Origin of the sequence: Mesorhizobium sp. WSM3868 (assembly GCF_002294785.1) — a bacterium.
Taxonomy (GTDB): Bacteria; Pseudomonadota; Alphaproteobacteria; order Rhizobiales; family Rhizobiaceae; genus Mesorhizobium.
In genome coordinates this window covers 1-11,745 of the sequence record NZ_NSGB01000007.1, presented here as the reverse complement: position 1 = coordinate 11,745, position 11,745 = coordinate 1, and the positions used below count along the sequence as shown (strand labels likewise).

Sequence of the window (11,745 nt, the reverse complement as noted above, 5' to 3'; positions counted from 1 at the left end):
CCCTACCGGTACAAATCCTCACGCGTCGGCGGCAGGCCGCTTGGTCCGCGCGCGCGCTTGGTGGCGACCGTCTGGAAAATCTGCGCCGAGGCGCGTTCGAAGGCGATCGAGCAGCCGGTGAGATAGAGCAGCCATAGCCGAGCTTTCGCCTCGCCGACCTCGGCGATCGCCTCGTCGAAGCGCGCATGGAGACGCTCGGCCCACAGCCGGCAGGTGCGCTGATAATGCTCGCGAAGGTTCTCGACATCATGGACGAGGAAGCCACGCGCCTCGAGATTGCCGAGCGTCATGCCGATCGTGTCGAGCTCTCCGCCTGGGAAGATGTATTTGATCAGCGCCTTGTATTCCGGGCCCTTGCGCAACGTCTTGCGGATGTCGCCCTTGCTGCGCCTGGTGATGGCGTGGTGCAGATAGACGCCGCCGGGCTTGAGCAGACGATGGACGGCCGAAAAGTAGGCGTCGTGATTGGCGATACCCAGATGCTCGAACATGCCGATGGACGATATCTTGTCGAACGCGCCGGAGAGCTCGGCGTAGGATTTGATCTCGATGGTGATGCGGTCCTCGAGACCCTCGGCGCGGATGCGCTCGCGGGCAAGCTCCGTCTGGGCCCGCGACAGCGAGACGCCATGGCCGACGACGCCGTAATGCTTCGCCGCATGGATCAGCATCGCGCCCCAGCCGCAGCCGATGTCGAGCAGCCTTTCGCCGGGCTTCAGCCTGAGCTTGTGGCAGATATGGTCGAGCTTGTCGACTTGCGCCTGGTCGATGCCGTTGGCGAAATCCTTGAAATAGCCGCAGCTATAGACCATGCGCTCGTCAAGGAAGAGCCGGTAGAAGGCATTCGAAATGTCGTAGTGATGCTGGATCGCTTCCTTGTTCGACCCGCTGACATAAGGGTTGCGGCCGGAGAGGTCGCTGCGCGCCGTCATCTGTTTTCGCGAGAACAGCACCACCGGCAGGTCGCGCAGGATCTCCAGCTTGGGCAATGATCTGAGCTTCGTCTTGAGCCTGCCCTGCGAGGGCACGGCGTAGAAGTCGAACAGCGTGCCCTCTTCGATGTCGACGGTCTTGGAAATCCACATCTCGACAAGCGTCGAGAAGGCAGGACGCCGCACCAGTTGCCAGACGATGTCCTGATCGTTGATGGCAAGGACCGGACCGCCGGCGGGCCCGATCCGCTCGCCGGTCCAAAGCCTGACCGCAAAACCCGGCTTCAAGGTCTCGACGACCCTGCGTACGATCCGCGCGGCTCTGTCGGCGGCGTCCATTCCCACCTCCCGATAGGCGAAACACCGCCCTCGAGCGCCACTGTCGTCCACCGGCCTGTCGACCGCAATCCCGATCTGTTGCGCAAAAGCATCGCGCGAGGATGATCCTCGCCCGATGCACGGCCATTCCGTAGCGTCATCTTGTGTTTTGCCGCGACGCACCCCATCATTCGGCTGTGTTCAACAAACCGAAAGGAGGTGATCCGATGTCGAGTGATTTCGTTTTCCATAACGTGAGCTCAGCGGATTGCACTTCCGGGAAGCAGTCTTCCCGTTAAGGCGCGAGACGCGCGGCAGGTGACCCGAAGGGGTCGCCGCCAGGAGCCGCGTCATGGACGGAAACACGGAAGGCCGCCTGCTTCCTCAAGAAGCGGCGGCCTTTTCCTTTTCTCGCGGCCTGCCCTGTGGGTCAGCGATTGATGGTGAGCTTCTCGATATTGCGGGTGATCTGATCGAAGGCATCTGACAGTTCGGCGCCCGTGGCGGCCTCGTAAAAATGCTTGAGCGACGACGTGTCGTCGGTCGCACAGTCCTTCAATACGGATCTCGCTTGATCCCTCTCGGTCGTCGTCATCGACGGATCGTTGAGATCGAAGCCGATGGTGAAAACCTCTATGCCGTCGTGCTTCATATTCTCGCAAATGGCTTCGGCATTGGCGCGCGATCTCCGGCCCTCGTCGTCGGACGCGGACGTGCCCCGCCCGCGGGCAAAGGCGGTGTTGAACTGGCCATCCGTCATCAGGATGGCGATCTTTGCCACTTTCTTCGGATCGAAATTCGCCGGACCGGCGCCCAGGCGGGCATCGGCGATGGCTGAACGCCAGGACGGCGAAAGCATGTAATAGCCCCATTGCGCGGCAATGCCACCTGCCGTCACGCCCGCAGCTTGGAAATGACCGATGGCCGTGAGCAGCTTGTCCTGATCGGCCGTCAGCGGAACCAAAGCCGCGGATGGACACACTTTCATGCGGTGGTCGCGGTTGACCTTGGCCTCATAGGTCCTGCCATTGTTGTCCTGCCGCAGCGTATACGGGCCGTCGGACGAATAATCGGCATAGCCGTCCTTGTCCTTGCGCTCGGTGGCGCATTTGTCAGGCGCGGTCGTCACGGAAACGGCAAGCGGCGCATCGATCGGCGGCGGCAGCTTCGGTCCGGCCGACGTCTCGACGAAGACGGTGTCGGCGAGGCCGCCAGTGTTGACGGCCTCGGCATAGGGGACGATCGCCACCCGGACCCGAGGCTCGCTGGGATCCCGGTTCTGTCCCAGGAGATCCTTGACCGTCTGCGACGCTGCCGCCTGCAGGTCGCCGATCTTATTGGTCTTGGCGCGCTTGTTGGCCGCCATGGAGCCGGTGATGTCGAGCATCAGCGCCACCTCGATCTTCTTATCCGAATAGAGCGCGGTGGTCGAGGCGCCGACACGCTGCATATCGCCAACGCTGAACAGCGGAAAATAGAGGCCGACATCGGCATGCGCATTCACCTGCACGGTCTTCGATGTCCTGTCGATGGTGAGCTTGTCGAGCACGATCTGGTCGGCCTGCAAGATGCCGGCCGCGCTGTTGGCGTCGAGAAATGCCTGTACCGACGCGTCGGCATCGGCTTCCTTGATGATGCCTAGGGTGAGATCGCGTGCCGTCGAAGTCACAGCGGCATCGACGACGCTCTGCAGACTCGATCTCGCATTGTAGACCTGCGCGATATTGACTGCGAATCCCACCCCCAGCGCCAGCACCGATGCGGCAGCCCCAAACAGAACCGCGAAATTGCCTCCGCGATCCCGCGCAAAGCCGTCCACCCCACGAGCGAGACCTTTCAACTGCCGCATCCTCACCCCCGCCTGCTGCGGCTTCGGTGCCGCTCAACGGAAGCGCTGCAGGATTTCGGCCAGACACGGCCACCCTTCTGTTCGAAGGCGCGGAGCGACAGCTAACTCATTGTTTCTGCTGGAATACGGCAGACAGGAAGGTGAATGGCGGGTAAATGGAAACGCAATAGGGAAATGCCGTTCATAAAGCGCTTACCATGAGTGGCGGAGCGATTGCGGCCCTTCCCGCTTCGGCACAGTGCGCCCTGTGCCAAAGCGGGTCAGCGCTGGTGCTGGCGCCGCAGTGAAACAGCCGCCTGGCTTACGCGAGCATCTGGGCGCTCGCGGTCCTGTCGATGCCGTGATGCGGCGGCTTGAACAGGTTGCCTTCCTGCTCATAGGTCCACACCTTGAACAGGGTAAGCCGATGCGGGCCGAAGCTGTGCAGCAGCGGCACGTCGGTGGCGTCGCGGCCGCGCGCGATCACGACGCGGCCGATCCTTGGACGATTGTGGCGCGGATCGAACGCGTACCATTTCCCGTCGAGGAACACTTCCATCCAGGCTGAGAAATCCATCGGCGCCGGATCGGCCGGCACGCCGATGTCGCCGAGATAGCCGTTCACATAGCGCGCTGGAATGTTCATCGCGCGGCAGAGCGCGATCGCGAGATGCGCGAAGTCGCGGCAAACGCCGACGCGCTCCTCATGCGCCTGCGCCGCCGTGCGGGTGGCGCGGGCATAGCCGTAGCCGAACGAAAGCCGGCTATGGACATAGTCGACGATCGCCTGCGCGCGCGCCCAGCCGGGCGGCAGGTGGCCGAACAGCTCCCAGGCGAGGTTGCTGAGGTGGTCGGTTTCGCAATAGCGGCTGCCGAGCAGGTAGACGAGCACCTCGTCCGGCAGCTCGGCCACCGGCATTTCGCGCGCCAGCGTGTTGATCTCGTCGGCCTCGCCGCTGTCCTCGACCACCCCATCAAAGAGGATGCGAAAACCGCCGGCCGGCGCCGTGAAGCGGCGGCAGATATTGCCATGGCTGTCGCGATAGGTGGTCGTCGGCACCGAAGGCGAGGTGAGAAAGCGCGTCTGCCGCTTGATGTCGGCATGGCGATCCGGGTGGATGTCGAGAAGCGCGATGATCGGCGTCGCGGCATCGCATTCGATGGCGATTTCGTAGCCGAGCCTGATCAGCATCACTTCCCCTTGTAGGTGGTCTTGCCCTTGTTGGTGGTCTTGCCCTTGTTGGTGGTCTTGCCCTTGTTGGTGGTCTTGCAAGACTGGTTGGAGAACGCCGCAATGAGGAGCGTTGTTCCGGCGGCGAGTCGAAATGCCGGCATGCGCCTTTGCAGGCTCCGCTTCGGAGGTTAGGATAGCGGCGCGTTTCGCGCTCCCCGAAAACGATTCCCCAGGATATCCGATGTACCCAGGCAGAAAGTTTGCCGCTTTCCTTTTCGACATGGACGGCACGGTCCTCAATTCGATCGCCGCGGCGGAACGCGTGTGGACCAAGTGGGCTCGCCGTCACGGCCTCGACGTCGCGAGCTTCCTGCCGACGATCCACGGCAAGCGCGCGATCGAGACCATCGCCGCGCTGAAGCTTCCCGGCGTCGATCCCGTCGTGGAAGCCGATGCGCTGCTCGAGGCCGAGGCGGCCGACCTCGAGGGCATCGTTCCGATTCCGGGTGCTGTGGCGTTTCTCAAGTCGCTGCCGCCGGAGCGCTGGGCGGTCGTCACCTCGGCGCCGCGGGAACTCGCGCTGCTGCGTATGGCGGCGGCCGGCATTCCGGTGCCGGCCATCATGGTCTCGGCCGAGGACGTCACCCGCGGCAAGCCGGCGCCCGACTGTTTTCTTTTGGCGGCAAAGCGTCTCGGCGTCGAGGCGCGCGATTGCCTCGTCTTCGAGGATGCCCCGGCCGGCATCGCCGCGGGCGAAGCCTCCGGCGCCTCGGTGATGGTGATCAGCGCCACGCATGTCCATCCGGTCGTGACGCAGCACGCCAGCATCGCCACCTACGATGCCCTCGGCGTCGCCACGGACGACAATGGCTGGATGATCATCGAGCCGCAGCGCGACGCGGCCTGACGTATGTCGCGGTGTGCAGCGGTTTTGCGAAGACGGCAGCGCAAACAAGCGCTTAAAGCGCGTCGCCTGAATCCGCTTCAGCGCGACGCGCCTTGAGTGTCATTAAAAATCAGTGGCCAGACCCTTCACCTCCCAGTCGCCGTAGCGCCCGGGTTCCTTGCCGCCGCGTCCGCCGAACTCTTTCGGCAGGCGGGCTTCCGCCTCGCGGTATGCCTTCCGCCTGGCTTCCGCTTCCGCCAATGCGCGCTGCGCCTCAGGCGACAGCGTCCTTTGCGGCTTGGCGCCTTCGGTTTTGTTGGGTTGTTCGGTCATGCGATGCTTCCTGCCGATTGAAACGGGGACCGGCCTTTCCCATCATATAGCCATGACAATGGCAGGATCGACCCCTATTCGCCACCACGCCAGACGGAAGAGACGATGAATACGCTTCGCACCGCCATGCTCCTTGCCGCGATGACCGCGCTGTTCATGGGCGTCGGCTTTCTGATCGGCGGCACCGGCGGCATGGTGATCGCCTTGCTGTTCGCCGCCGGCATGAACCTGTTCAGCTACTGGAATGCCGACAAGATGGTGCTGTCGATGAACCGCGCCGTCGAGGTCGACGAGAGGAACGCTCCCGAATATTATGCGATCGTTGAGGCGCTGGCCAAGCAGGCGGGCCTGCCGATGCCGAAGACCTATCTGATCGACAGTCCGCAGCCGAACGCCTTCGCCACTGGCCGCAATCCCGAAAACGCCGCTGTGGCCGCATCGACCGGCCTGCTGGAGCGGCTCAGCCACGAAGAGGTAGCGGCGGTGATGGCGCATGAACTCGCCCATGTGCAGCATCGCGACACGCTCACCATGACGATTGTCGCCACGCTTGCCGGCGCGATCTCGATGCTCGGCAATTTCGCCTTCTTCTTCGGCGGCAGCCGCGAAAACAACAATCCGCTGGGCTTCGTCGGCGTGCTTGTCGCCATGCTCGTTGCCCCCTTTGCCGCCATGATCGTGCAAATGGCGGTGAGCCGCACCCGCGAATACGAGGCCGACCGGCGCGGCGCCGAAATTTGCGGAAATCCGTTGTGGCTCGCCTCGGCGCTCGACAAGATCGCGCGCGGCGCCGAGCGCATTCCCAATCCGGATGCCGAGCGCAATCCGGCGATGGCACATCTGTTCATCATCAATCCGTTGCACGGTGAGCGCATGGACAATCTGTTCTCGACCCACCCGAGCACAGAGAACCGCATCGCCGCCCTGCAGCAGATGGCGCGCGAGATGAGCGGTGCCGCCCAAGCCGCGCGGCGCGAAGCCCCTGCGCCAGGCCAGCCGGACGAGCCGCAGGCAGGGCCATGGAGCCAGCCGGCCGAGCCGGAGCGGCCGAAGCCCAATCCCTGGGGTCGCAACCCGACCGGCCCTCGCGGCGGAGGATCCAAAGGTCCGTGGTCGTGAGCGGAGCGAAGCGCCGACCGCAAACCCAAGGCAGAGGTGACGCAAGTGCGAGCGAAACGGTCGCCGGCCTCGCGGCGCGCAAGGCGGCCGCCCGCCTGCTTGCCGCCGTCATCGATGCCCATACCCCGCTCGACGGCCTGACCGACAACGAGCACGGCCACCCGCAATACAAGGCGCTCGACCAACGCGACCGCGCATTGGTGCGCGCCATTCTGGTCACGGCGCTGCGCCACCGCATGACCATTGCCGGACTGCTTGCAAGGCGTCTGGAAAGGCCGTTGCCGGCAAACGCCACCGTGCTCTCGCACATCCTGCACGTGGCCGCCGCGCAGATCCTGTTTCTCGACATCCCCGACAGCGCCGCCGTCGACCTCGCCGTCACCCACGCCAAGTCCGACCCACGCACGCTGCGTTTCTCCGGTCTCGTCAACGGCGTGCTGCGCTCGCTGGCGCGTGCCAAGGGCGCCGAGCTGGCGCCGACGCTCGCCGCGACGACCGAGGCGCCCCAGTGGTTCGCAGACCGACTGGCCACAGCCTATGGCGCCGCCAGGGCGGAGGCCATTCTTGCCGCCCATCGCCATGAGGCTCCGGTCGATTTCACCGTTAAAACCGACCCTTCGCTCTGGGCGGAGAAGCTGGGCGGCATCGTGCTGCCGACCGGCACCGTGCGCGTCGAGAAGCTGCAGACCGGCGTCACCGATCTGCCCGGCTTCGCCGAGGGCGCCTGGTGGGTGCAGGATGCGGCGGCAGCCCTGCCCGCGCGCCTTTTCGGCGCCATCGAGGGACAACGCATCGCCGATCTTTGCGCCGCGCCCGGCGGCAAGACGGCCCAGCTGATCCTCGCCGGCGCGAACGTCACCGCCGTCGACAGTTCAAAGAACCGGCTGGCCAGGCTGGGTGAGAACCTAAAACGCCTCGGCCTTTCGGCCGAACTGGCGCACACCGACCTGCTCGACTACCGGCCGGCGGAGCCGTTCGACGCCGTGCTGCTCGACGCGCCCTGCTCCTCGACCGGCACCGTGCGCCGGCATCCCGACGTGCCGTGGACAAAAACCATGGCCGATGTCGAGAAGCTCGCCACGCTGCAGCGGCGCCTGCTCGCTCACGCCGTCACTCTCGTCAAACCGGGCGGACGACTCGTCTTTTCCAATTGCTCGCTCGACCCGATCGAGGGCGAGGAGCTTTATCGCGTCTTCCTTGCCGGAACTCGCGGCGTGATCTCCGATCCGATCCAAGCGGGTGAATTCGCCGGCCTCGATCCCTTCCTCACGCCCGATGGCACGCTGCGCACCACCCCCGCCGATTTGGTGCTGAATTCACCGGGGGTTTCGGGGCTCGACGGCTTCTTTGCCGCCCGGATGAGAAGGACGATTTAGGACGTTATTGCATAAATCTTGCCGACTTTTTTAGCGACGCCCAGGCCATGGCCGCGTCAAGGGGTTCACTTCGGCGAAATCCGCCTTCGCATAAGTTTTTGAATCATATAAGCTTGTGCTTAGGGGCTGACGACTATCAGGAGGGGTTTTGGCACTTGCTGCCGGCAGCACGACGCGTCTTTGGACGCTTGTCGCGAGGGAGTTCTGGCGCAAAACGCGCCGGCGCCTTCGTGCCGGTCCTATCTATCGCTGGCGTTATTCCGGCCGCACGCCCGAGCGCGTCCTCATCGCGCCGCCGGATCTGAGGCTCGCCGACCCGCAGATCGCGCTCGAAATCTACTATGGCCGCTATCCGCTGTCCGGCCACATGGTCGAGACCGGCGGCAAATCGCCTTTCCAGATCAATGTGCCCAACCGCGGCTGGCAAAAGTCGCTGCACGGCTTCCGCTGGCTGCGCCATATGCGCGCCGCAGGCACCGAGCTCGCCGCCGCCAACGCTCGCGCCCTGGTCTCGGACTGGATCGTCATGCACGGCAACCAGATATCGGGCGTCGCCTGGGAGCCTGGCACGACAGCCAAGCGGGTGATTGCCTGGCTCCAGCATTCCTCGGTCGTGCTGCAAGGCGCTGAATTCCCGTTCTACCGCGCCTTCCTCAAATCGCTCGCCATGCAGATCCGCTATCTCAGATCGATGGCGCGCGAGATGCCGGACGGCAAGGACAGGCTGCGCGCTCGCATCGCGCTCGCCTTCTCCACCCTGTCGCTACCCGCGCCGGCCTCGGCGCTGCGCGCCGCCACGCGCAACCTGGCCGAGGAGCTCGACCACCAGATCCTGCCGGACGGCGGTCACATCTCGCGCAACCCGATGACGGTGCTGGAATTGCTGGCCGACCTTCTGCCGTTGCGCCAGACCTATGCCAACCAGGCCGAGGCGCCGCCGCCGGCGCTGATCAACGCCATCGACCGCATGCTGCCGGCGCTGCGCTTCTTCCGCCACCAGGACGGCAGCCTTGCCCGCTTCAACGGCATGGGCGCCACCATCCACGATCGCATCGCCACCATCCTGCGTCATGACGACACGGTCGGCGCGCCGCTGCTGCACGCGCCCCATTCCGGCTATGAGCGCCTGTCGATGGGTGGCGTCACGGTGATTGCCGACACCGGCCTGCCGCCGCCAGTCGACATCTCCAACGCGGCGCATGCCGGCTGCCTCGCCTTCGAGCTTTCCTCCGGGCGCCAGCATTTCATCGTCAACGCAGGCATCGACACCTATGGCGCCGCCGAGTTCCGGCCGCTCGCCCGCGCCACCGCCGCGCATTCGACCGCCACCGTCAACGACACGTCCTCGGCGCGCTTCAGTCACTCGTTGCGGGTCAGCGACCTGCTCGGCTCGCCGCTGATCGGCGGCCCGCAGCTAGTGCCTTGCAAGCGCATCGACCAGAAGGGTGTGCAGGGCTTTGTCGCGCGCCACGACGGCTATGCCGCGCGCTTCGGCTTGCTGCACGAGCGGGAGCTGAAGCTGGCGGAGAACGGCAATGTGCTGACCGGCCGCGACCGCTTCCTTCGCCCCGGAGGTGCGGCGATCCGCAACAATGGCCGCGACTTCGTCACCGTGCGCTTCCATACCCATCCCGACATCGGCCTGCTGCACGACGAGCAGGGCCGCCTGACCCTGGCGGCCTCCCAGGGCGACACCTGGGTGTTCACTTGTGCCGAAGTGGCGCCGGAAATCGAGGAATCCATCTATTTCGCCGGGCTCGGCGGACCGCGCCGCAGCCGGCAGATCGTGCTTGCCTTCAAGGCCTCGGAGATCGCCGAGGTGCACTGGCAGCTGACGCGCGCCGCCGTCGCCGGCTATCCCGAGAACAATTGATTCGCGGCCAAGGAACCCGAGTTGCGCGCTTGATTTCCGAGCCTCATATGCTACGGCCCGCGAACGTTCCCAACCAGCCTTGAAAGGCCGCCAGCCATGGCCGTCCCCGCCAAGAACATTCCGGCGCCCGACCTCGTTCCGATTCGCCGCGCGCTGCTTTCCGTTTTCGACAAGACCGGTTTGATCGACTTTGCCAAAGCCCTTGCCGCCGCCGGCGTCGAGCTGGTCTCCACCGGCGGCACCGCGAAGGAGATCGCCGGGGCCGGCCTGGCCGTACGCGATGTTTCGGAGCTGACCGGCTTTCCCGAGATCATGGACGGTCGCGTCAAGACCTTGCATCCCTCGGTGCATGGCGCCCTGCTCGGCGTGCGCGACGACCCCGAGCACGCGAAAGCGATGCACGACCACCACATCCAGCCGATCGACCTCGTCGTGTCCAACCTCTACCCGTTCGAGGAGGTCCGCCGCTCCGGCGCCGGCTACGCCTCGATCGTGGAAAACATCGACATTGGCGGCCCGGCGATGATCCGCGCCTCGGCCAAGAACCACGCCTATGTCGCCATCGTCACCGACCCTGCCGACTACGCCTCAGTGCTCAACGCGCTGGAGATGAATCTCGGCTCGCTGTCGCTCGATTTCCGCAAGAAGCTGGCGGCGAAGGCCTTTGCCCGCACCGCGACCTACGATGCGGCGATCTCCGGCTGGTTTGCCGACACGCTCGAAATCGAGCATCCGACCTGGCGCGCCTTCGGCGGCCGTCTCGACCAGGTGATGCGCTATGGCGAGAACCCGCATCAGGGCGCCGGCTTCTATCTCTCCGGCGACAAGCGCCCGGGCGTCGCGACCGCCAGGCAGCTGCAGGGCAAGCAGCTTTCCTACAACAACATCAACGATACCGACGCCGCCTTCGAACTGGTCGGTGAATTCGATCCGACCCGGTCAGCGGCGATAGCCATCATCAAGCACGCCAACCCGTGTGGTGTGGCCGAGGGCGCGACGCTGAAGGCGGCTTACGCAAAGGCGCTGGCCTGCGATCCGGTCTCGGCCTTTGGCGGCATCGTCGCCATGAACCGCATGCTCGACGCAGAGGCAGCGGAAGAGATCGTGAAGACCTTCACCGAGGTCATCATCGCGCCCGATGCCACCGACGAGGCCGCGGCGATCATAGCGGCGAAGAAGAACTTGCGCCTTCTGGTCACCGGCGGCCTGCCCGACCCGCGCGCCGCCGGCACGGTTGCCAAATCGGTCGCCGGCGGGCTGCTGGTGCAAAGCCGCGACGATGCGGTGGTCGACGACCTCGAGCTCAAGGTGGTGACGAAACGCGCGCCGACTCCGGCCGAGATGGCCGACCTTAAATTTGCCTTCCGCGTCGCCAAGCACGTCAAGTCGAATGCCATCGTCTACGTCAAGGACGGCTCGACCGTCGGCATCGGCGCCGGCCAGATGAGCCGCGTCGATTCCTCGCGCATCGCCGCCCGCAAGGCGCTCGACGCTGCCGAGGCGGCTGGCCTGGCCGAGCCGCTGACCAGGGGTTCGGTCGTCGCTTCCGACGCCTTCTTCCCCTTCGCCGACGGCCTGCTGTCGGCCATCGAGGCCGGCGCCACGGCCGTGATCCAGCCCGGCGGCTCGATGCGCGACGAGGACGTGATCGCCGCCGCCGACGAGCACGGCATCGCCATGGTGTTCACCGGCGTGCGGCACTTCAGGCATTGAGAGCCACTACCCTCCCCTCGATGGGGAGGGTCGGTGCGCTCGCCTGCGAGCGCACCGGGGCGGGGTGATGGCGCCGCCCGCCCCCCCCCCCCCCGGGGCGGGGGGGCCCCCCCCCCCCCGGGGGGGGGGGATAGAACCCCCCCCGGGGGGGGGGCGGTGGGGGGGGGGCCCCCCGGTGTCGTAGCCGCGCGCG

General features: G+C 65.5%; 10 protein-coding genes. 5 read left to right on the top strand and 5 right to left on the bottom strand.

The genetic code is table 11. The features are described 5' to 3' along the window. Positions 1–2 precede the first annotated feature (2 nt). The 4 genes from CK221_RS13150 to CK221_RS30245 form a co-directional block, all read right to left on the bottom strand. Positions 3–1,271, bottom strand: a complete 1,269-nt coding sequence (locus CK221_RS13150) for a cyclopropane-fatty-acyl-phospholipid synthase family protein (protein WP_095778040.1) — start codon at positions 1,269–1,271, stop codon at positions 3–5. A 409-nt stretch (positions 1,272–1,680) separates the two neighbouring features. Continuing rightward, the gene (locus tag CK221_RS13145) at positions 1,681–3,099 is read right to left on the bottom strand and encodes a pilus assembly protein (RefSeq protein WP_095778039.1); all 1,419 of its coding nucleotides are present in this window, start codon (positions 3,097–3,099) and stop codon (positions 1,681–1,683) included. A 301-nt stretch (positions 3,100–3,400) separates the two neighbouring features. Continuing rightward, on the bottom strand, positions 3,401–4,270 hold the full coding sequence (locus tag CK221_RS13140; protein ID WP_067001492.1) for a transglutaminase family protein: 870 nt from the start codon (positions 4,268–4,270) through the stop codon (positions 3,401–3,403). Next, positions 4,270–4,413, bottom strand: a complete 144-nt coding sequence (locus CK221_RS30245; protein WP_179295121.1) for a hypothetical protein — start codon at positions 4,411–4,413, stop codon at positions 4,270–4,272. The genes CK221_RS13140 and CK221_RS30245 overlap by 1 nt, the downstream gene beginning before the upstream one ends. 80 nt (positions 4,414–4,493) lie before the next feature. Between CK221_RS30245 and CK221_RS13135 the strand changes: the two genes are divergently transcribed. Continuing rightward, a complete protein-coding gene (locus CK221_RS13135; RefSeq protein ID WP_067001487.1) occupies positions 4,494–5,159 on the top strand; it encodes an HAD-IA family hydrolase in 666 nt (221 codons plus the stop codon). Between the two features lie 102 nt (positions 5,160–5,261). Here the strand turns inward: CK221_RS13135 and CK221_RS13130 are convergent, their stop codons facing one another. Next, entirely contained in the window at positions 5,262–5,471 is a 210-nt protein-coding gene (locus tag CK221_RS13130; protein ID WP_095778038.1) for a DUF1674 domain-containing protein, read from the bottom strand. A gap of 105 nt (positions 5,472–5,576) precedes the next feature. Between CK221_RS13130 and htpX the strand changes: the two genes are divergently transcribed. The 4 genes from htpX (at position 5,577) to purH (ending at position 11,552) form a co-directional block, all read left to right on the top strand. Next, positions 5,577–6,590 carry a zinc metalloprotease HtpX gene (htpX, locus tag CK221_RS13125; RefSeq protein WP_067001483.1) on the top strand — a complete coding sequence of 338 codons (1,014 nt, stop codon included), beginning with the start codon at positions 5,577–5,579 and terminating at the stop codon, positions 6,588–6,590. Next, positions 6,581–7,966, top strand: coding sequence for an RsmB/NOP family class I SAM-dependent RNA methyltransferase (locus tag CK221_RS13120; protein ID WP_245430633.1), 1,386 nt, complete (start codon positions 6,581–6,583; stop codon positions 7,964–7,966). Before htpX ends, CK221_RS13120 begins: the two co-directional genes overlap by 10 nt. 148 nt (positions 7,967–8,114) lie before the next feature. Beyond that, a complete protein-coding gene (locus CK221_RS13115) occupies positions 8,115–9,839 on the top strand; it encodes a heparinase II/III family protein (protein ID WP_095778036.1) in 1,725 nt (574 codons plus the stop codon). A gap of 96 nt (positions 9,840–9,935) precedes the next feature. Then, entirely contained in the window at positions 9,936–11,552 is a 1,617-nt protein-coding gene (purH, locus tag CK221_RS13110; RefSeq protein ID WP_095778035.1) for a bifunctional phosphoribosylaminoimidazolecarboxamide formyltransferase/IMP cyclohydrolase, read from the top strand. Positions 11,553–11,745 lie beyond the last annotated feature (193 nt).

Bases quoted from the DNA above. Each gene is read 5' to 3' on its own strand.
- CK221_RS13150 (WP_095778040.1), bottom strand. From the start codon at position 1,271: ATGGACGCCGCCGACAGAGCCGCGCGGATCGTACGCAGGGTCGTCGAG.
- CK221_RS13145 (WP_095778039.1), bottom strand. From the start codon at position 3,099: ATGCGGCAGTTGAAAGGTCTCGCTCGTGGGGTGGACGGCTTTGCGCGG.
- CK221_RS13140 (WP_067001492.1), bottom strand. From the start codon at position 4,270: ATGCTGATCAGGCTCGGCTACGAAATCGCCATCGAATGCGATGCCGCG.
- CK221_RS30245 (WP_179295121.1), bottom strand. From the start codon at position 4,413: ATGCCGGCATTTCGACTCGCCGCCGGAACAACGCTCCTCATTGCGGCG.
- CK221_RS13135 (WP_067001487.1), top strand. From the start codon at position 4,494: ATGTACCCAGGCAGAAAGTTTGCCGCTTTCCTTTTCGACATGGACGGC.
- CK221_RS13130 (WP_095778038.1), bottom strand. From the start codon at position 5,471: ATGACCGAACAACCCAACAAAACCGAAGGCGCCAAGCCGCAAAGGACG.
- htpX (WP_067001483.1), top strand. From the start codon at position 5,577: ATGAATACGCTTCGCACCGCCATGCTCCTTGCCGCGATGACCGCGCTG.
- purH (WP_095778035.1), top strand. From the start codon at position 9,936: ATGGCCGTCCCCGCCAAGAACATTCCGGCGCCCGACCTCGTTCCGATT.